The 20096-nt window shown below is 61.9% G+C and carries 16 protein-coding genes and 1 pseudogene; 6 read left to right on the top strand and 11 right to left on the bottom strand.

The annotated features are described in order from the left end of the window. Positions 1–210: 210 nt before the first annotated feature. From AC5RWD_RS01540 to AC5RWD_RS01505, 8 genes and pseudogenes are all read right to left on the bottom strand, one after another. Positions 211–822 carry a hypothetical protein gene (locus AC5RWD_RS01540; RefSeq protein ID WP_494018363.1) on the bottom strand — a complete coding sequence of 204 codons (612 nt, stop codon included), beginning with the start codon at positions 820–822 and terminating at the stop codon, positions 211–213. Between the two features lie 38 nt (positions 823–860). Further along, positions 861–1097: a hypothetical protein gene (locus AC5RWD_RS01535; RefSeq protein ID WP_494018362.1), complete on the bottom strand. Its 237-nt coding sequence runs from the start codon at positions 1095–1097 to the stop codon at positions 861–863. Next, complete coding sequence (locus AC5RWD_RS01530) at positions 1097–1270, bottom strand: hypothetical protein (RefSeq protein ID WP_494018361.1); 174 nt, start codon at positions 1268–1270, stop codon at positions 1097–1099. Before AC5RWD_RS01530 ends, AC5RWD_RS01535 begins: the two co-directional genes overlap by 1 nt. Positions 1271–1474: 204 nt before the next feature. Then, entirely contained in the window at positions 1475–1621 is a 147-nt protein-coding gene (locus AC5RWD_RS01525) for a hypothetical protein (protein WP_494018360.1), read from the bottom strand. Continuing rightward, positions 1618–1791: a hypothetical protein gene (locus AC5RWD_RS01520; protein ID WP_494018359.1), complete on the bottom strand. Its 174-nt coding sequence runs from the start codon at positions 1789–1791 to the stop codon at positions 1618–1620. The genes AC5RWD_RS01525 and AC5RWD_RS01520 overlap by 4 nt, the downstream gene beginning before the upstream one ends. Next, complete coding sequence (locus AC5RWD_RS01515; RefSeq protein ID WP_494018358.1) at positions 1788–3152, bottom strand: AAA family ATPase; 1365 nt, start codon at positions 3150–3152, stop codon at positions 1788–1790. The genes AC5RWD_RS01520 and AC5RWD_RS01515 overlap by 4 nt, the downstream gene beginning before the upstream one ends. Before the next feature lie 802 nt (positions 3153–3954). Continuing rightward, a complete protein-coding gene (locus AC5RWD_RS01510; protein WP_494018357.1) occupies positions 3955–5370 on the bottom strand; it encodes a recombinase family protein in 1416 nt (471 codons plus the stop codon). A 33-nt stretch (positions 5371–5403) separates the two neighbouring features. Then, positions 5404–5679: pseudogene (locus tag AC5RWD_RS01505) on the bottom strand (CpaF family protein); the annotation flags it as partial. Positions 5680–5859: 180 nt separating this feature from the next. Between AC5RWD_RS01505 and AC5RWD_RS01500 the strand changes: the two are divergent. Beyond that, a complete protein-coding gene (locus AC5RWD_RS01500; protein ID WP_494018356.1) occupies positions 5860–7980 on the top strand; it encodes an acyltransferase family protein in 2121 nt (706 codons plus the stop codon). A gap of 142 nt (positions 7981–8122) precedes the next feature. On the opposite strand, the gene galE is transcribed toward AC5RWD_RS01500, so the two are convergent. Beyond that, positions 8123–9142, bottom strand: coding sequence for a UDP-glucose 4-epimerase GalE (gene galE / locus AC5RWD_RS01495; protein WP_494018355.1), 1020 nt, complete (start codon positions 9140–9142; stop codon positions 8123–8125). Positions 9143–9534: 392 nt separating this feature from the next. Here galE and AC5RWD_RS01490 point away from each other — a divergent pair, with 392 nt between their 5' ends. After that, a complete protein-coding gene (locus tag AC5RWD_RS01490; protein ID WP_494018354.1) occupies positions 9535–12759 on the top strand; it encodes a GH25 family lysozyme in 3225 nt (1074 codons plus the stop codon). 126 nt (positions 12760–12885) lie between these two features. Here the strand turns inward: AC5RWD_RS01490 and AC5RWD_RS01485 are convergent, their stop codons facing one another. After that, the gene (locus AC5RWD_RS01485) at positions 12886–14667 is read right to left on the bottom strand and encodes an ABC transporter ATP-binding protein (RefSeq protein ID WP_494018353.1); all 1782 of its coding nucleotides are present in this window, start codon (positions 14665–14667) and stop codon (positions 12886–12888) included. 90 nt (positions 14668–14757) lie between these two features. Here AC5RWD_RS01485 and AC5RWD_RS01480 point away from each other — a divergent pair, with 90 nt between their 5' ends. Next, positions 14758–15882: a glycosyltransferase gene (locus AC5RWD_RS01480; RefSeq protein WP_494018352.1), complete on the top strand. Its 1125-nt coding sequence runs from the start codon at positions 14758–14760 to the stop codon at positions 15880–15882. Positions 15883–15912: 30 nt separating this feature from the next. Here the strand turns inward: AC5RWD_RS01480 and AC5RWD_RS01475 are convergent, their stop codons facing one another. Next, on the bottom strand, positions 15913–16695 hold the full coding sequence (locus AC5RWD_RS01475) for a glycosyltransferase family protein (RefSeq protein ID WP_494018351.1): 783 nt from the start codon (positions 16693–16695) through the stop codon (positions 15913–15915). Positions 16696–17004: 309 nt separating this feature from the next. Between AC5RWD_RS01475 and AC5RWD_RS01470 the strand changes: the two genes are divergently transcribed. From AC5RWD_RS01470 to AC5RWD_RS01460, 3 genes are all read left to right on the top strand, one after another. Continuing rightward, positions 17005–18345 (top strand): glycosyltransferase family protein, encoded by a 1341-nt coding sequence (locus AC5RWD_RS01470; RefSeq protein WP_494018350.1) that lies wholly within the window; start codon positions 17005–17007, stop codon positions 18343–18345. Beyond that, positions 18338–18865, top strand: a complete 528-nt coding sequence (locus AC5RWD_RS01465; protein WP_494018349.1) for a hypothetical protein — start codon at positions 18338–18340, stop codon at positions 18863–18865. The genes AC5RWD_RS01470 and AC5RWD_RS01465 overlap by 8 nt, the downstream gene beginning before the upstream one ends. A 97-nt stretch (positions 18866–18962) precedes the next feature. Next, positions 18963–20087 carry a glycosyltransferase gene (locus tag AC5RWD_RS01460; RefSeq protein ID WP_494018348.1) on the top strand — a complete coding sequence of 375 codons (1125 nt, stop codon included), beginning with the start codon at positions 18963–18965 and terminating at the stop codon, positions 20085–20087. Positions 20088–20096 lie beyond the last annotated feature (9 nt).

Genomic DNA, 20096 nt, shown 5'->3' with positions numbered 1-20096 from the left:
CCTCAGATTCGTTTGTTTCTGTTTCCTCGTGCTGGGTTTCAGCCACGGGTTCGGGCGGGTCCGGCATGGTGCCGTAGGCGTAGAGCGGCATTTCTTCCTTCTTTTGGGCACAAAAAAGCCCACCGTGAGCGGGCTGCGTGGTCCGTGGTGGGTCTTTAAACTCCGAAGGCCCCGGCGCTGGTGATCAGCGGGGGCCTTCGGAGTGAAGTGTTAGGCGCCGTTGGCGACGGCTTCGAACTGGTTATCGTCCCAAAGGTGGGCTAGTTCGCCGGGCTTGCTGACCTGGAAGACCGTGGCGTTCATCAGGCCGACGGTGTCGAGGCCGTCAGCGGGCTCCGAGAGCGTCCAGAGTTCTTCGAGTTTCTGCCCGTAATAGGGGTGCTTCTCGATGTACTGGTTGGCGACGTCCACCCAAGACATGTCGATGGACCGCTGGATGACTGCTTTGACCATGACATCGTCGCCGGACAGTTCCGCCTGGTCGAGCAGCTTCGCGGCCTTGTCAGAGTCGCCGTGATCGAGGGCATTCACGCGCTCCTGGGCATCGCGGAAGCTGATGGCCCGCTGCGGGTCCGAGGTGCCGGCCGCGCCGAACAGGTCGCGGCGCAGGGAGTTGATGCGAGAGGCGCGGCTCCGCTCCATGTCGGCTTTGAGTTCTGCGAGCTGCTTCTTCGCTTCGAGGTACACGGCGGCAAGTTCCTGGCGCTTGCCGGCGTCGGTGAGCTTGTTGTTGGCCCGGACGTATTCGGACTGCTGGCGGAACGTGGTCTGGATGGTTTCGGCCTTCTGGCCTTGAGGGGTACGGGCGAGGTTGTAAGACATGAGTTTCTTTCTGCTGTTCGGGGATTGGTGAGTTGTGCTTAGGGGTGGGTAGGAGTCGGGCGGTCCAGTGCCTCGACTGAGTCCGCGATTTCGTTTGCGAGCCGGATAGCGTCCACTGCTGGGATGACAGCCCGGACGCGGTGGCCGCTGCGGATAAGGATCCCGGGTTGTGGTCCGGTGGGGCTGGTGAGGTAAGCGGGGTACGCGGTCAGGTTGCGGCCCTCTCGGATGTTGTCCTCGTAGTTCGCGGCCTTGCTGTAGAACGGTCGGTCCATCAGGCGTTTTCCTTGGTGGTCTTGAGGGTGGTGCCGTTGCGGAGGGCTTGGGCTAGGGCTTTGTAGTGTTCGGCGCGTTGCGCGGAATGAAGTGCGCGTTCCCGCCAGAGTGCGCATTGGCTTTCCCACGTCCAGTCGAGGGTGCGGGCTTCCGTGTATGGGTCATACGCCATTGCGTGGGTTCCTTTTCTTTCGCTGGTTGTCTATTCGCCTTGCGACTTTGTCGCCCACCGGGTCGCGCTGTAGGCCGCGGTCCGTGTGTCGTTCGGGTTCATTCTTGGTGGCTAGTAGTTGGTGGTGAAGCCTTAGTGAAAGCTCTCGATAGTGGCGGGCCTGGGCTTCCCAGTAGGCGGCGAGTTCAGCGTCAGTGGGCTGCATCAGTCGTCTCCTGGCTCGTAGATCGCGAGGCGCTGCTCGGCTTCGAGTGCCCTGGCCTGCCATTTCCGAAACAGTGCGTGTTCCTCGAGGGCCTTGGCCTTGTAGATTTCGCAGAGGTTGGCGAGGTCGTCCCGTGTGAGCTTCATGCGGCCTCCCGGTGGTCATACATGGCGAGCCGTGCGTTAGCGGCGTCCAATGAAGCCTTGACGGCGACTAGTTCGGCCTCGGAGCGGGTCAGCTTTTTCTCAAGCTTCGAGATGATGCCCTGACGTATCGCCGCCCGATGCTGCCATTTTTCGGCTTCCGTGTAAGTCATGCTGCGTTCCTGTTTTCGTCGCAAGTGAAGCAAACATTCGGTTTAGGTGTGGGATGAAGCGGGCAAGCCAACTCACTAACCAAGCCACTACTACTTAGGGAGTTAGTGAGAATAGGGAGAATAGGATCTTCGACGGCACTAGTACTCTCGTTCTCACTAAAGGCACTAATCTCACTAATCGCCTTAGTGATGGGTTCTCTAGTGAGTTGGGCAGTCAGATGACCTGGGAGGCTGAACACCCAAGCTCCACCGAATCCTGATTTGCTGGTGTGCCCGGATTCCTTTTTGGCCTGCTCGATACTGCTCTTGCCGAAGCCCAGCTCTTCAAGATGCGCGGTGAGTTCCTTGCTCGGAACCGTCCCGCCGCGCCCAGCCACGTAGTTCACCAGCTCTTCGCGTACGGATTCCTTCTTGGTCGGCTTACGATCCGCTTCAATCTCCTCGCGCTTCCAATCAGCGATGAGGTCCCGGATAGTCATGCAAGCGTCAGCAGGGGCCGTCAGGTGTGCCGTGGTGCCTGGGTCGTCATCAGACTGATCCCTGACCTGCTCCACCGTGACGTTGAACTTCAGTGCATTGGCTATCCCGGTGACGTTCGACTTATCAGGGCCCACCCAAAGATGCTGGATGCCCGATTCCTTGTCAGTGCGTGACCGGGCCGCGAATAACACCATGCGGGCCTTCTGACGAAGCACGGCAGTAGAACCCATAAGGTCGCGGGTGTTAGCGGTGTTGAGTCGGTTCGTGTGGGTCAGCAGCATCACGGCCAGGTTGTGGCGCTGGGCTAGGACCTTCCACGGGTGCATTGCCTGCCGTGCCTGCTGGGAGTCTTTGAGCACGAGGTTCCCGGATACCGTGTCCACCCATGCGTCCACGACAACGAGGGCCGGTTCTACGTCCTCCTGCCCCAGCATGGCGTCAAGGGTGAGCATGTCGCCGTTCATGGCATTCCCGAACACCGGGTTGCCGCTGCCGTCTTCCTCGGCACAGAAGACAAACACTCGGTTGATGTCGGCGCCCGCGAGCTTGAGGCGGGCCAGGACTTCGCCGGCTGAATCTTCGGTGACGATAACAACAACGTCTGCCGGTTTCCGCGTTGGCATGTTGACGGACTTGTCTGCGCGCCCGGTTGTGATGTTTGCTGCCATTCGAACCCAGAGCAGAGACTTTCCAATGCCTTCTTCACCAACCAGAACGGTTATCTCGCTCCGCGGCAGCCAGCCTCGGGCGAGCCACTTTGTCGCGGGCGGCGTTTTCATCTCGCTAAGGCGCCGCAACTTGAGCACGGGGTTTGCGGTCGGATCGGCTGGGGTGACGGCATCGGTTACGCCATAGGCTTCTGCGAGCCAATCGGCGCTCAAGCTGCGTTCTCCGCGGTGAAGTAGCCATTGCGGCCCGTTTCGGCGTCCAGGTGTCGAACGATTTCCCAGTGCCGGTATTCGGCCTCTGTGATGCCGCCGCTGCCGTTTCCGAGCAGTGCGCCGACTGTTCGTTCTTGCTTGGGTGTGGGGGCCGGCCAGTCCGCGAGTATGGACTCGATGTAAGCTGCGCGTTCGGCTTGCTTACGAAGCGGATTGGACGGTACAGTTCTGGTATCTTCGGATCCGTATGAGCGCGGATCCGGGGCAGCGTGAACCAACAGATGACTCCTTAATAGTCATGCAGCACCATTGAGCGGTGCGTTTTTACTTTGGTTGGCCTTACGTGACGAAGCCGCAACCTCCTGGCAGAGGTGTGCGGCTTCACTTCGTTGTCCTTGGGGCCTACTTAAATAATGACAGTCAACCTCTGCGATTAACAGAGCAAGCCGCGCGTCACCACAGGGCCCAAAAACTGCCTATCCACAGGCGAATTGCTACTGCTAGATACGCGATTATCGGCGTGTCGACTTGCCCGGATTTTGGCGTGTCGGGGCATGTAAAAACGACTCCCGTCAACACGGAATTGAGCACGCTTCTTTAATTGGCGCGGGTTTTTCATAGGGATAGGGGGATCTAAACCCACCTCCCCCGGTCAAGGAAAGCGCAAGTTGACCGAGCCCGTAGCGGTATCGCGAAGTAACCATTTTCCGCAGTAATCCACAGGCTCGGGGTCAAGAAAGTGTGATAGAGATCACACGATGTGTGGCGTGAATTCGATATTATTACGCACTGCCGCGCTTTGTTACGCAACGTCCAGCGGCTCGAACCTAACTTGGTCGTCTGAAAACTTCACGCCCGGCCCACTGGGCAGGATCGTTATTTTCACTAGGGAGCGGATAATCGTCCGCTTGTGCTCGAGCGTCGTGGACTCCCACGCTGCCGCTGCTCCTGGCCCTGTCATGCCCTCAAGGATCCTGTTTGGTTGCAACCGCCTGATGTCGCGTTCCGCGGCCTCCAGTTGCCCTTGTAGCTGCTCGTTGATGCGTGCCATTTGCCGGGCGGTAATCTCCCCTACCGCGAAGCTGTCCGCGAGGGTGTCCATGCGGGCTAATACGGCGTCACGGGAGTTCTGAGCCTCTAGGAGTGCATCGGGCTTGCCGGCGGGTGTAGAGCGCAGCCGGAACTTGGTCAGGTAGGCCACCATAAAGTCATTCACTAGGCCATCTACGGGCGCCATTTGCCGTGTGAGCTTCATGCAGCCGGGGCAGACATACGCTGGACCGCGCTGCCTGCCGTCAGGCTTTGGCTTGTGGATGTTGGGCCGCATGGCAGTCCCGCAGCGCCCGCAAAGGACGATCCCTGAAAGCAGGTACTTGGGCTCGAGGCCGCGGGAGTGCCGGCGCCCGGGTGTCGTGAGGATCGCGAGCGCCTGGTCGAACGTGTCCTGGTCGATGATCGGTTCCCAAACACCCTCGCCGACAATCTGCCCCTTGACGGTCCGGTGCCCTGTGTAGCGCGGCTTCCTGAGCATGGTCCCCACAACGCTGCCTATGAACGGATTACCGCGGCCCGTCGTGAAGCCCTTATCGTTCAGGTACTTGGCGAGACTGCGCAGGGACTCCCCCGCTATGACCATCCGGTACAGCTCGCGGATCGCGGCGGCTTCCTCCGGCACGATGACTTCCCGGTAACCCTGCTTGCCCTGGTCGTTAATGATGTACTCGCGGCGGTAACCGAACGGGGTCACGCCGTGCGGCTTGCCCTCTTTGGCGTTCTCCTGGAATTTTCGCTTTAGACGGCGTGACATTTGCTGTACCTCATGGCGGGCCACGTTGCCCTTGATACGCGCTGTAAGCTGCCCCTGCGGCGTGCTGAGGTCCACTTCCCCGCCAACGGACGCGAGCGCCACGCGGTGGCGGTCCGTGATGATAATGAACCCCTCTAGCTCCATCGGCGTGCGGGTGAGCCTGTCAATGTCCCAGACGATAACCGCGTCGATGTGCCCGGATTCGATGCTCGCCAACAACCGCTGATATTCAGGGCGGGGCTTGGCTTTCGAGGCTGATACGTCGTTGTCCGTGAACACCTCGACAACGGGCCATCCGCGGCGCTCCGCTTCACGCGTGCAGTCTTCTATCTGCCTGGCGACGCCCAAGGCGGTTCCGTCGTCGGAAGAGATACGGGCGTAGATGCCGCAGGCCTGCACGCTTGAAGTCATGCAGCAAGGCTAGCGGCTAGGCAACACTTATGGAATCTTGACAGGCGCGTTGATCCAGATTTCCTCGATCCCCGGATCATCCAGCAAAGGCTGGAGGGCCCCGAACCCGGCCACGGCATCAAAGATAAACCGCCGGGCCGGCTCCAGCGGCCCAAGCGGCGGAAGCGGACCCATGAGGGCGCGCTCGTCATAGTCGGTCACGGCCGCTTCCACGAGCCGCCTGACCTCGGCCGTCTGGTGCAACGGATCGAGACCCCGCCGACGGATCAGCTCCCGGACTTCATCCTCGACAATGCGTACTGCATCCATGAATTCCCCCGAACGACTGCCGCCCCCAGCGGAGGCAGTACATCTGGGTTAAAGCTAAGGGATAGTTTCCGGCGAATACAGAGAAAAAGCGCAGTTGTGGATAACCGACTGTCCGTCGGCCATCTGCTCCGATGCCCCTTATTCGCAGCGCCAGGCGGTTTCGCGATAAAATTGGTCGTTGTGCCTGCCATCCGAATCCTCGAGACGTCCAGGAATTATCCATCTGCGGTCCGCGAGGCCCCGGCAACAAGCCAGTTCCAGCCAGAGATCCAAGGCCTCCGAGCTGTCGCCGTCCTCCTGGTGGTGCTCTACCACCTGTGGCCTGGGCGCCTCACAGGCGGCTACGTCGGCGTCGATGTTTTCTTCGTCATCTCAGGCTTCCTCATCACTTCCCACATGTACCGTGAGGTCCAGGACGGTTCAACCCTGGGGCTGGCCCGGTTCTGGGCGAGGAGGATCCGACGGCTCCTTCCGGCGTCGCTCCTGGTTCTGTTGGTGTCCCTGGTCGCGGCCTTCCTTTGGATCCCGTCCACGCTATGGGAGGTTGCGGCCCGCCAGATCGGCGCCAGCGCCCTGTATGTTCAAAACTGGGTCCTAGCCACTGACTCCGTCGATTATTCCGCCCAGCACAATGATGCCTCCGCGGTTCAGCACTACTGGTCGCTCTCGGTTGAGGAGCAGTTCTATTTCGTGTGGCCCCTGCTGGTGGCCCTGCTTTTGTTCATCGCCCGATGGCCGGCGATAGCATCCAGACTGGGTCCGCTGTCTTCGCCCCGCGGCATGATGATCGCCGGCATAGGATTCGTCGGCGCAGCCTCGCTGATCTACTCGGTCTTCCTGACCGCCCACAGCCCGTCCGTCGCCTACTTCGTGACCCCCACCCGCGTCTGGGAATTCGCCGCCGGCGGCCTCGCCGCGCTCGTTTTCAATGGACGGCAATACTCCGGAAGGCTGGCCACTGCTCTCGCCTGGGCCGGAATCGCCCTGATCGCATATGCCGCCTTGACGTTCGACAGTGCCACCCCGTTCCCCGGATGGACGGCCATGCTGCCGGTGCTGGGTACTGCCCTGGTCCTCATTTGCAGCGGAAATCCCGCCCGGATGACACCCCGCTGGTGGCTCTCGCGCCGCCCGGCGACCTTCTTGGGCGACGTTTCGTACGGCGTATATCTGTGGCACTGGCCGCTGATCGTCGTCCTTCCGTTCCTCCTTCGCCATGACTTGGGGACATTGGAGAAGCTGCTCATATTGCTGGCCTCCACGTTGCTGGCCTGGATCACCAAGCTGGCAGTTGAGGATCCGCTGCGGCGTGGCCGGCTCCTGAAAAAATCCCTGCGGGCATACCTGTTCGCCGCCGTAGGCATGGCGCTGACAGTGGCGATGTGCTTCGGGCTGACCCCGGCCGCCTATTCCGAGTCAAGCCCGGACCACTCCGCCGAACTCGGAGCCTGCTACGGACCTGGCGCGCTGAACCCAGAGAACGGCTGTGGTCCTGTCATCGGCAACGAACCGCCGAGTCCTGCGCCCGCCTTGGTCGCCAAGCAGAATACGCAGCCATTGCATCCCGGGTGCCAGGCCGATGCCGTCGGTACCGACATCGTGAGCTGCGACCTCGGCGTCGACGCTTCCCAGGCGAAGGAAACCGTGGCTATCGTCGGCGACTCCCATGCGACGGCTTGGTTCCCGGCCCTGGAGACTCTAGCTAAGGACCGCGGCTGGCACCTCAAGACCTATACGAAGAGTTCCTGCCCTGTGACGGCGGCCGTCCGGATCCAGGCCTCTGAGAAGACCGACTCAAATCAGCGGGATTGCCTGGCCTGGGGCCAAAAGGTCACCCGGGAACTGGCCGGGAACAAGTCCGTGAGCACGGTCTTCGCGGCATCCTATTCGACCGCATTCTCGTTCGAATCCCCCGACAACAAGTCGTTGCGGAATCCGGCCGTTGACGGTTTCGCCGAGGTGTGGCGCCAGTGGCTTGCCGCGGGCAAAAAGGTCGTGGTGTTCGACGACGTTCCGCGGACAACCGGTGAATATGTTCCGACATGCCTCGCACGCCAGCAGGATGCACTCGCCTGCGCAGTTCCGGTGAACAAGGCGATTCCCCCGAACACGGCCATCACGAACGCGGCGAAAACCATGTCCGCGGAAGGCGTGAAGCGAATCGTCCTGCGGAACCAGTTCTGCGACAACAAGCTGTGCTACCCCGTCGTGGGATCCATGATCGTGTACCGGGACTTTTCACACATCAGTGCTGAATATGCCCGCGCGCTGGCACCCTACATCGCCAAACAGCTTCCATAAGAGCGGCGCGGGCGGATCCCGGGCGGATCATCAGAACCGCGAACACCCCAGAGCTGCGAAGACCCCGCGCCGCCTCTCAACGAGGCGGTGCGGGGTCTTCGTTTGCTTACGCCCGGTGCCGGGCAGTCTCGCAGGAACTTGTTTAGTCGTTGCCCGCGTAGCCGTAGGGGTTTGCGCTCTGCCAGCGCCAGTGATCAGCGCACATCTGGGTCAGGTCACGGTGCGCGGACCAACCCAGGTCCGCCAGGGCCGCCGAGGCGTCGGCGTAGCTCACTGCTGCATCCCCCGGCCGGCGGGGTGCGAACTCAAAGGGAACCTGGTGCCCTGCAGCCGCACCGAACGCATCGATGACCTCCAGGACGGATGAACCGCGGCCGGTCCCGAGGTTCCAGCGGAACGCGCCTGTCTTTGTCTGCAGGTAGTTCAGCGCCGCCAGGTGGCCGGCTGCGAGGTCCATGACGTGGATGTAGTCCCGGACCCCGGTCCCGTCCGGCGTGGGGTAATCGTTGCCGAACACCATGACCTTTTCGCGCCGTCCCACCGCGACTTGCGCCACGAAGGGCAAAAGGTTGTTGGGGATGCCGTGGGGGTCCTCGCCGATGCGGCCTGATTCGTGTGCGCCGACGGGATTGAAGTACCGCAGCAGCGCGATGCTCCACCGCGGGTCGGCATCGCTCAGGTCGGACAGGATGTCCTCGATCTGCTCTTTCGTCCTGCCGTAGGGGTTCGTCGCGTCCAGCGGCGACTTCTCGATCAGCGGAACATGCTCGGAGGCACCGTAGACAGTGGCCGATGAGCTGAAGACCAGCCGACGGACACCGGCCTTCTCCATGCTCTCAAGCAGGTTGAGCGTGCCCACCACGTTGTTCTTGTAGTACCAGAGCGGCTTCGCCACGGACTCGCCGACGGCCTTCAGGCCAGCGAAATGGATGACGGCGTCGAACCCGCCCTCCGCAAAGACCTGGTCGACAGCAGCAGCGTCGAGCAGGTCGGCCTCGCGGAACTCCACCTTCTTGCCGGTGAGCTCTTCAACACGGCGGACTGCCTCGATGTTTGAGTTCAAGAGGTTGTCCAGCACGACGACGTCGTGCCCGTCCTCGAGCAGGCAAAGAGCCGTGTGTGAACCGATGTACCCGGCGCCGCCGGTAACCAAAACCTTCATGGCCCTCATTTTATGCGGGGTCACGGCGGCGCTGTTAACTAAGTCGCTAGTCACAGCCCGGGCTTGACGCCAGCGGGGCGGCGCTCCCCCTTTTCGTTACAGGGATCACATAAGCACCATTAGTAACATCAGCCTCTTCAGTGTTAGGATGGCCGCCTACATCGCCGCCGGCGTGATGGGACTCAAGACGGCGAAGACGTCAGCCGCGAGCCGGCTCTCTGCCCGGAATTTTGAAGGCTACGGAGTGTCACATGAATTGTTCCCCGAATAGCAAAATCTCCGCGGCTATCGCCTTGAAGGCAAGGCGCGTCGCTCTCCTGAGCGGCACCACCCTCCTGTCCACGTTGCTTTGCCTGGGCGGCGGTCTCCCGGCCCAGGCAGATCCCGCTACCATGACAACTCCGCCTTCCCCCGAACGGCCGGCGTCGACCGCTCCGGCGTCCCCCTCACCTGCTGCAACGGCCACTCCCTCCCAGCCCGCGGAGCAGAATGTGACCGGCCCGGCTTCGGTGGAAGCGAGCCAATCCGCAGCCCAGCCCGAACCGCCGCCGATCGACATGGCTGCCCTGCGCGCCGAAATCGGAAAGGACGGCGCCTACCTCGGGCAGGGCGTCAAGCGCCGGGCCGCGACGTTCGCAAAGCAGTCCACCGCATCGTCCCTGAACGCGATCTCCACCGAAGCGGCCAACACCTGGATGGCACCCGGTGTTCAGGGCCTGGACGTGAGCAGCCACCAGACAAGTGTCAACTGGGCGGCCCAGTACAGCATGGGGGCGCGGTTTGCCTATGTGAAGGCCACCGAAGGGACCACGTACAAGAACCCCTACTTCAGCACGCAGTACGGCGGGGCGCTGGCCTCGGGCATGATCCGCGGGGCATACCACTTTGCCCTCCCCGGGGTTTCAACAGCCGCGGCCCAGGCCGACTATTTCGTCAACAACGGCGGCGGCTGGTCCGGCGACGGGAAGACCATGCCGCCGCTTCTCGATATTGAGTACAACCCCTACCCCTCGTTGGGAAACACTTGCTACAACCTGAGCCAGGCGGCGATGGTCAACTGGATCGCGGCTTTCTCCAACAGGGTCGTGGCCAGGACCGGGCGCCTGCCGATGATCTACACGACCACCGACTGGTGGACCCAGTGCACCGGCAACTCCGGCGCCTTCAGCCGCCAACCGCTGCACTTGGCCTCCTACTCACGCTACGTAGGCTCCATGCCCAACGGCTGGGGTACCTACAGCATCTGGCAGTACAGTGCCACCGGTCCGTTCGCCGGCGACTCCAACGCGTGGAACGGAACGCTCGCCAGCCTGCAGAAGTTTGCCGCAACGGCCGACGGCGCCGTGCCCACGCCCTCCATCACATCGTTGGGCGATGTGGTGGCGGCCGACTCCTCCGGCATCCTGTGGGATTATCCGGCGACCGGCAGCGGGACTTTCCGCACACGGAAGCAGATCGGCGTCGGCTGGAGCGGACTGCGGTCCATCAACGCCATCGACTGGAACGCCGACGGCGTTCTTGACCTCGTTGCCCAGTGGAACACCGGGCGGGTCAACGTCTATCTGGGGAACGCCGCCGGCGGGTTTGCCACCGGCCCTGTGCTCGCGGCGTCGGGCTGGGAAAACTATCAGCTGACGGTGGGCTACTGGTACAACAGCAGCTACTACCCGCAGATCATCACTCGTGACGCCTCCGGTGTGCTCCGCCTGTGGCGCAACACGTCCGGTTCTGGCGTTAGCGGAGGAACGGCCATCGGCCAGGGATGGGGCGGGCTTAACCTCACCATGATGGACTTCGACGGTGACGGCAACCAGGACGTCCTCGCCCAAAACCCGGCCGGCCAGATGCTCCTGTACCGCACAAACGGCAGCGGGGCGTTCGTAGCCGAGGCCCGCCGGACCATCGGCAGCGGCTGGCACAAGATGACAAGCGTCACCGTCACCACGAACTTCAAAGGGGCCGGAACCAACGGCCTCATGGCGCGCAACACCAGCGGCCAGCTCTACTACTATCCGGTCCCCGGCACGTCAGCGTGGGGTCCCGTCACCGCCATCGGAACCGGTTGGACCAATTACCTCATTGCAGGCGGCGAAACGATCAACGTCTCCATGGCGCCCGCGAAACCCTCGATAACCTCCGCCTCGGACGTCGTGACCGTTGACGCTTCGGGCAATGTCTACCGCCGCAGCGCGGGAACAGGAACTCTGGGGACCGCCGCCAAAATTGGCACCGGCTTTACCGGCCTGGCGTCCGTCCACGTCACCGACTGGAATGCCGACGGCATCCAGGACCTGGCCACGCTGAGCTCCACCGGGGTTTTGGGAATCCAAACCGGGCTGCCCGCCGGCGGCTTTGCGGCACGGACTGTTCTCGCCTCGGGTCTGTCCGGAGCTGACGTCACCTTTGGCAACTGGATCAAGGCCACCAAGTATCCCGGCGTCGTGGTCCGCAGGGAAGACGGCACGCTCCAGTTCCGCGCAAACCCCTCCGGCGGCGCGCTCGCCCCTGCGACAACCCTCAGCTCAGGGTTTGCCCGGACCGATGTCTCCATGGCAGACGCTGACGGCGACGGGAACCAAGATCTGGTGGCGGTCGATTACCTGGGCCGGATGACGCTGTACCGCTCCGGCGGAACGGGCACGCTGGTTGCCGAGGCACGCAAGCTCCTGGCCAGCGGGTGGAACATGATGAACAGCATCAGCCCGGCCAAGGGCTTCGCATCCGCCGGTTCGAACGGCCTGCTGGCCCGGGACCGTTCCGGACAGCTGAGTTACTATCCCCTGGCAGCCGGCACGTTGGGTGCCAAGTCGGTGCTGCCCTCCGGCTGGAATGGTCTTCTCATTGGGGGAAGCGGGCTCCTCGTAAGGGGACGGGCCATCACCAGCACTGCGGACGTGCTGACCGTTGATGCCGCCGGCGGGCTTTGGAACCGTCCGGCAGGGAATTCTTCCTTGGGCAGGCCCTACCAGATCGGGGTCGCCTGGTCAGGAATGAAGTCCCTGAACGTTGTGGACTGGAACAGCGACGGCGTCGCCGACATCCTGGCGCAAAAGTCCAACGGCATGTTGTCACTGTACCCGGGCTCGGCGTCGGGCGGGTTTGCCTCGTCATTCACAGTTGCCCCGTCCGGCTTTGCCCAGACCACCTTCGTTACGGGCAAATGGGTCTCCGGGTCCCGGTACCCGGGCCTAGTGGGTTACGGCACCGACGGCGCGCTCTACTACTGGGCGAATGCGACCGGACGGACCGTCAGCGCTCCGCTGCGTATCGGAGCTGGCTGGTCAGGGCTGAAGCTCGCCATGATCGACTTCGATTTTGACGGCAAGCAGGACCTGCTCGCCGTCAATGCCGCCGGCAACATGCGGCTTTATCGTTCCACGGGCGCCAACAGGTTCATCGCGGAAGCCAGGAAGACGGTCGGCAGCGGCTGGCAGTCGTTCCGTCAGTTCTCCGCCAACAAGGGTTTTGCCGGAACAGCCAGCAAAGGCGTAATGGCCGTCCAGACCGACGGACAGCTGCGGTACTACCCGGCAACCGGAAGCCGATGGGGCGCGGCCTTCACCGCGGGGTCTGTGGGGACGGCAGCCACCGTCTCGTACTCCTCTGCCGCCAGCTAAACGTCCTCGCGCAACGAAGGCGGCTTCCCCGTTGGGGAAGCCGCCTTCACTAGTACCTGCCCGTTTCCTCGGGCTGCGATGATGACAAATCTCCGCGCGCTTGCGGCGCGGAATCGCTGGCAGGGACTAGCTGAGGCCAGCCAGCGCCGCTTGGACGGCGAAGTCCGGAACACTTTCCACGACTTCGTCGAATGTTCCCTGGGCGACCACGCGTCCGTCGCGCATGAAGAAGACTATGTCGGCATGGCGGATCGTGGACAGCCGGTGTGCCACGGTGATGACCGTCACTTCTCCATGGAGTTCATTAATGGCCTTGGTGACGGCGGCTTCCGTGCTGGTGTCCAAGGCACTGGTTGCCTCATCCATGACCAGGACCTTGGGGACGTTGTACAGGGCACGGGCTATCCCGAGCCGCTGGCGCTGGCCCCCGGACATTGCCAGGCCACGTTCAGCTATGACGGCATCGATGCCGCCCTCGCGGCCAAGCACCGTCTCAAGAAGCTGAGCGCGGCGCAAGGCGGCCTTGACCTTGTCGGGGTCGACATTGGCGGGGTTCCACGTCAGTGCCACGTTCTGGCCAACTGTCGCGTCAAAGAGCGAGACTTCCTGGGGAACGTACCCGATTCGCTTCCGCCAATCGTCAAGCACGTACTCCATATTTTGGCCAGCGACCTCGATGTATCCCTCACTGGGTTCCAGAAGACCCAGAAGAATGTCGACCAGGGTGGATTTACCGGCGCCGGAGGAGCCAACCAGCGCTACGTGCGTTCCCGCCGGGATGGTCATGTTCACGTCTTTGAGCGCTGGCTGGTCCGCGTTCGGGTAGCTGAAGGAGACGTTGTGGAGAACGATGTCCGTCTTACCAGGCCCAAGCTTTCGCTGCGGGCGTTCGGTTGCCTTTGCAACCAGCAACTGTTCGCCGCTCTTGATGTCCCGCATGACCTGTTTGGCAAACGAGGCGCTGGAGTTCGCCTGGGACTGGACGGCCTGCAGCCTGGTCAGGGAAGGGACAAGGCGGAAACCGGCAACGGCAAACAGCCCGACCGCGCTCACCGCGCCGGCCGGGCCACCGGTGACCAGCCCGACGCCGCCCACGAGCGCGAAGCCGATGATCAAAGCTGTTTCGAGAACGTACCGAGGCACCTGCGCCAGCATGATCGACTGGGCGCGGGCGGTTGAGCTCCGCGTCCGCGTCAGGCTCACCTGCTCCTGGACGTCGCCGGCGCGGCCGGCGAGTGTCAGTTCCTTCAAAGTGTTCATGGCTTCGGTGAGCATCGTGACGGTACGACCGGACCACTTGCGGTTCTCGCTACCGGCACTGACCGCCCTGGGTGAGATGACGCGCGCCAGAAGGAAGGCGATAAGCCCCAGATAAGTCAGGGACACGACGGCGATCAGCGGCTCTGCCACGAACAGCACAGCAATGACGGCCAGCAATGTGCCAAATTCGCCAAACAGCGTCATGGCGGGAATCAGAACGCCGGACACCGTAATGCCGACGCCCACGTCCACCATGCGGATAAGCTCGCTGGAATTTTTCTTGAGCCGGTCTTCCCAAGGTGACGCAAGGTACGCTGCAAAAAGCCGGTCACCGATGGCAACTTCGTGCTGGGCGAAACGCCGGGTGGCGATGCGGAGAAGAAGGACGGCCAGTGCGCCCTTAAGAACGATCAGGGTGCAGACCGCCCCGAGTATGGGCAGTACGTGCTCGGAGACGTCGCCAAGGACCGGGAGCGTCACCGCTTTGTTGGCTACGAGCGACGGCAGCAGCATCGCGATCATTCCCAGCGCTACCATGTCCAGCAGGGCCAGACATGCACTTGCTATCCCGTAGCTCAACAGGAAGCGTCGGCTGCCCGCCGGCAAGGTGGAAAGCAGGGGCCGCAGGACTGCAAATAGATTTTTCATACAGGGATCAGGTTACTTGAGAAAGTCCTTCATGTTCTTGCCAAAAGCCGGCGCCGCAAGCCTCCGACTGGTTAGCGATAGTCTGATCCAATGAAAAAGAGCGTCCTACTCCTGAGTTTTTCTCCCCTGAGGCGTGACCCGCGAGTCCTGCGCCAGCTCAAGATCCTGAGGGAGGAGTACTCAGTATCGACCTGTGGATTCGGACCCGCGCCGGACGCAGTTGAAGAACATTATGAGATCCCCTGGTCAGAATCCGGCTGGTGGCCGAAAGAGCTGAAGTACGCCGGCGCCTACCTCGCATCGCGGAACTTCGGGACGTTCTACCGTCACGAACCGCGGGTCCGCTTCGTGCTGAAGAACATTCCGCAGGGGCAGTTCGACATCATCATCGCCAACGATGTGAATACCGTCCCGCTGGCCCAGCTGCTGAGGCCCCGCGGCGGCGTACACGCAGACCTTCACGAATGGGAGCCCCGCTCGCCGGGCAGCGGCATGAATTGGCGGATCATGGGACTGCCTTACTCCCGGTGGCACCTGCGGCGCGTGAAGGAGGTGGCGTCGGTGACCACCGTAGCTCAAGGGCTTGCCCAGGCGTATCAGCGCAAGTATGGAATTTCCGCACAGGTGGTCACGAACGCTGCGGATTACGTTGAGACCTCCCCAAGTCCGGTAGGAGGCCCCCTGAGAATGGTCCACAGCGGCGGGTCGAATCCTTCACGCCGGCTGGACCTGATGGTGGACGCAATGCGGGGAGTCGAAGGGGCGACCCTCGAGTTCATGCTGATGTCGACAGGCGAGGGAGCCGTGGAAGCCCTGAAGGAGTACGCCGCTGACGTACCGAATGTGACCTTCCGGGATCCGGTCCCTTACAGCGAACTTGTTGAGACGCTAAGCGCGTACGACGTCGGCTTGTTCCTGCTTCCGCCGACCAACTACAACTACGAGATGGCGCTTCCCAACAAGCTCTTCGAGTATGTTCAGGCACGTCTGGCGATTGTCATCAGTCCCTCGCCGGAGATGGCGCGCATTGTCAACGAGCATGAACTGGGACTTGTCGCAGAGAACTTCAGTGCTGATGCCTTCCGTACCGCATTGCAGTCACTGACACAGGAGTCCGTACAGAAATTCAAGGAAAACAGTCACAAGGCTGCCCGCGAACTCTCCTCGGAGTCTGCGGTTCGGCCTTGGCTGGAGGCCATGCGTGCAATCGGCTAGTGATGGGTGGGGCGGTTAGGCAAGGCGCGACTACGGTTCAAGCACCTCTCGATAGATGCGTGCCAGCGTATCCACTGCGGTCTGCGGACCGTGGAACCGTTCGGCCCATTCCCTGCCCTTGGCTTGAGCGGACGCGGCCAAGGGATCCTCTATTACACGGCAGACTTGGGCTGCCAGGCCCTCCGGTCCATCACCCTGAAGTACCGGCGCTTCTGTGTAGTAGTTCTCGCCCACATTCATCACAACCGGAATGCCCATCGAGATGGCCTGCAATTCGCTCATCGCCATGATTCCGGCAGACTGGCCTATGATGCAGTGCGCTCCTGCCATCCACTGCAGGTAAGCCGCTTTGGGCATCTTCGGAACAAGGTTCACGCCCAATGCCCTTGCCTCATCCGCCATGTTGCCCCAGTCGAGTCCTTCAAGAACCACACGACCCTGCAGGGCGTCCTCGATGGCGGCAGCAACCCTAAGCTGCCCAGCTCCTCCTTTTGAATCCTCCCAGCGGGAGGCAAAAACCACGCGTGGCTCGGGCGTTGGCTGCCAGCCGGGCAGTTCTGAAAAATCCACCGGATTGGGCAGGTAGCGGGCGTCGGAGCGGGCGGGCAGCGCATGCTCTGCCAAGTCGGGCGTGGAATACAAAACGGCTTGAGCGTTGTCGGCACCCCACTGGATCTGCGCCCGCTGCCGGGGATCCTGGTAGAACTCCCGAATATCGGTGCCATGGAGATGGACCACAAACGGGCGGCGGGGCCAGCGTGTTGCGATGTCAACCCGGGTACCAAAATGGATGTGGAGCAGGTCGGCCGGCAAAGTCAGCGCCCAGCGCCGGGCCGTCCACGTCGCGACTCCGCGCCACCTGTTGGCCCACCCCTGCAGATCGGCACCATCCTGGGCAGTGTCCCTGGCGGGCAAGTGGCTCCACGGCTGACCTTGGGCCCGGCCCGCCCGGACCAGCGTGGCGCCTACATCCGCGCAGTCAAAAAGGTGCACAACCCGGGGATTCCGGTCGTTTCTGGTCATGGTTCGAACCTAGCAGACAGGCAGGACCGGGCAGCACACGTGCCGGGTCCCAGACGCGGGACGGTACAGTAATACGGTCAGAACACCGGAAGGAATTTAGTGAGTTCACCGAAGCGCCCCCACCTGATGTACGTCGCTTGGGGGTTCCCTCCCTCACGGGGTGCGGGCGTCTACCGTGCCTTGGCCACCGCCAACGCCTTTGTTGAGGCAGGCTGGAAGGTGACGGTGCTGACCGCCACACGGGAGGTCTTCGAGTACCAGACCGGGACGGACACAGCTCTGGAAAAGCTAGTACATCCGGAGATCAGGGTGGTGCGCGCACCTTTCGACTGGGTACGGGGCGAGCCGGACCTGTCCAAGTGGTCACGTTCGAGGCTGCAGTCAAACCTCTTGTGGACTTTCCTCCGGGGCAAAAAGGATCTCCTATCTTTTCCGGAGCCCGTCTATGGAGGGTGGAGCAAGGCTCTCCTCCAGGAGACCATGCGCATTCACAAGGAATCTCCTGTCGATCTCGTCGTAGGGTCGGCGAACCCGAATGTCGATCTGCTGCCGGGATGGCATCTCCACCGCACCGCGAGTGTCCCCTTCGTCGTCGATCACAGAGACGCGTGGAACATGGATGTCTACACGGGGAAGCGAGTTGGTTCCCCTATGAATCGCTCTGCACGCCTGGAGCGAAAAATGCTCAGGGCAGCGGAAGAAGTCTGGTTCGTCAATGCTCCCATTCGTGACTGGCACGCCCGGGAATACTCAGAAAACTCCGATAACTACCACGTTGTGGCGAACGCCTTCGATGCCGAATTTGCAAAGAATTTCGATGGCAAGCAGCCTCCCGCCCTCACAGACGAAGGTGGGATCACGTTCGGCTACCTCGGCACGATCTACGGTCCCATACCGCTGAAGGAGACCCTCGAAGGTTGGCGCCTGGCGCGTTCGCGCTCGCCGTTGGTGGCGCGGTCCAGGCTTGTTATTCGAGGCCGGCTGGGACACTATTCCGAACCGGACCCAAACACTTTGAAGCTTTTGGAAGAGTACGGCCCGGACGCAGTGACCTACGGCGGACCGGTCAGCAAGACAGAAGTTGCAGATGTCTACAATGATTTCCATGCGCTTCTGCTGATCATCGGCAAAAGTCCGTTCGTGACGAGCGGCAAGGTTTTTGAATATGCCGCCACTGGACTCCCCATCGCTTCTTTGCACCATCCTGCATCAGCTGCTTCCTCCATCCTCAACGGCCACCACGATTGGTTCCCCGTGCAGGAAGTTTCTCCGGCCTGCATCGCTGACGCCCTGCTGGAGACTGCTGAACGGGCAGTGAAGATGAGCGCGGAGGACTACGCGCGGAACCAAGCCTGGGCACAGCATCTTTCGAGGGACAAACAGCTGCAGCCGCGCATCGGGCACCTGACAGAACTAGTGGCGGAGGCCAACCATGGATAAACCCCTGCACGTCGTCATCGTGGTTGGCTCGCAGTCCGAACCGGATCAGCTGTTCCGTTCGGCGCTGGGCGACCTTTCCCCGCAGGCTGCGCTCAGCAACGCATCCGGAACAGAAGTCAAGGTTTCGCTGCTGTCACGGCGCCCGGCCTCTCAATCCCAGGACCTGGCGGCCGCACACGTGCTCACTCCATTGCGTATGCCCCTGCCTGACCGCTTGTTCGCAAGCCTGCACCTGCACCGGGTAGAGTCCCTGCTGCGCAAGCTACCACTGGGCCGCCTTCTGATTTCGCTCGGCCCGACAGACCCTTCGCGGGTTTTCTGGCGGGCTGTGCGCGCAGATCCTGCAGCGCTGGCATTGCTTTCCTCAGCGGACGTCGTATTGGCTGCCGACCTCCCGGCAGTGCGGACGGCCTGGCATCTTCTGCACTCCGGGAAAATTCCATCGGCCTACTTCGGGCTGCAGGCTGGACTGAAGGTGTTTGCCTCCAAGTTTAAGAACGCCACGGAGACCGTTAGGTAAATCTGGCGCAGCCTCCGTCCCGCGGAAGCACTTGCCCGGTCTCGCTTATCGTATGCCCGCACCGTTCAGGCAGGCGGAAACCTAGATGAGGTCTTTGATGAAGATTGCACTCACCAAGAGCTCGCTGCTCATTCCCCCCACATATTTCGCCATCGCGCATGCGACGAGAATGAGCGAGCAGATGGAGTTCCGCTTCTTCACCATGGCTGCCGAGGTTACGGATCCCCCGGAGAATCTTGAGATCACGGACTTCGCACCGCAGCGGCACTTGCCCTTCAAAGACCGCGAAAAGTATCTTCCTTTTGTCATGCCGAGGATGGCCAAAGCAATTGGCGAGTACGGCCCGGAAGTTATTCACCAGCACTTCGCTACCTGGTCCTGGCCGGCCGTAAAGGCTTCCCGGAGCAAGGGAATTCCCCTTCTCACCACCGTTCATGGGGCCGACGTGGTGACAGCAGGAAAGCAACCGACCTCAATGATGGCCCGGTGGCACAAGTACAACCTTCGTGAAGCCATGGAACAGAGCACACGGATCCTGGCCGTAAGCCGCTATCTGGCGGATCTGTCAATTCAATACGGTTTCCCTGCAAAAAAGCTTGAAGTTCATTACCTGGGTGTGGACACCGACGTTTTTGTGCCGGGACAACGGAACGCTGAAACTCCCGCCCCTGTTGCCTTGTTCATTGGAGCCCTCAACCACCAAAAGGGCATAACCGACCTGATAAAGGCGTCTAACGAACTAATCGGCGGCGTTCCCCACAGGCTTGTAGTTGCAGGCCGGGGACCACTGGAAGGTGCAGTCGAAACTGCGGCCAAGCAGAATCCGCACATCTCGTATCTGGGGCAACTAAGCCGTCAAAGCGTGCTCGCGCAGCTTCAGCAAGCCGACGTGCTGATTGCCCCCAGCCGGCTTCACAAGGGGGCGCGTGAGGCCGCAGGGTTGGTTCTCCTTGAAGCCCAGGCTTGCGGCACCCCGGTCATCGCGTATGACAGCGGCGGGACTTCAGAAATGGTGGGCCCGGAGTCCGGCTACCTCGTTCCTGAGGACGACATCCAATCCCTGCGCATGCGGATGGAAGACATCTTCCGCCTGGACCCACAGTCCCGGGAGCAGTTGCGCACGTCCGCCCTGGCGTTCGCCCGTACCGAGCGCAGTCTCGAGAAGAGTTGTTTGGAGCTCGCAGAGCACTATCACCAGTTGGCAGCCGCAGAGAGCCCCTAGCTGTGGGCT

The organism is Arthrobacter sp. CMU6, from assembly GCF_059090205.1.
The sequence above is the reverse complement of the archived record's forward strand: the minus strand, read 5'-3'. Positions and strand labels throughout refer to the sequence as shown.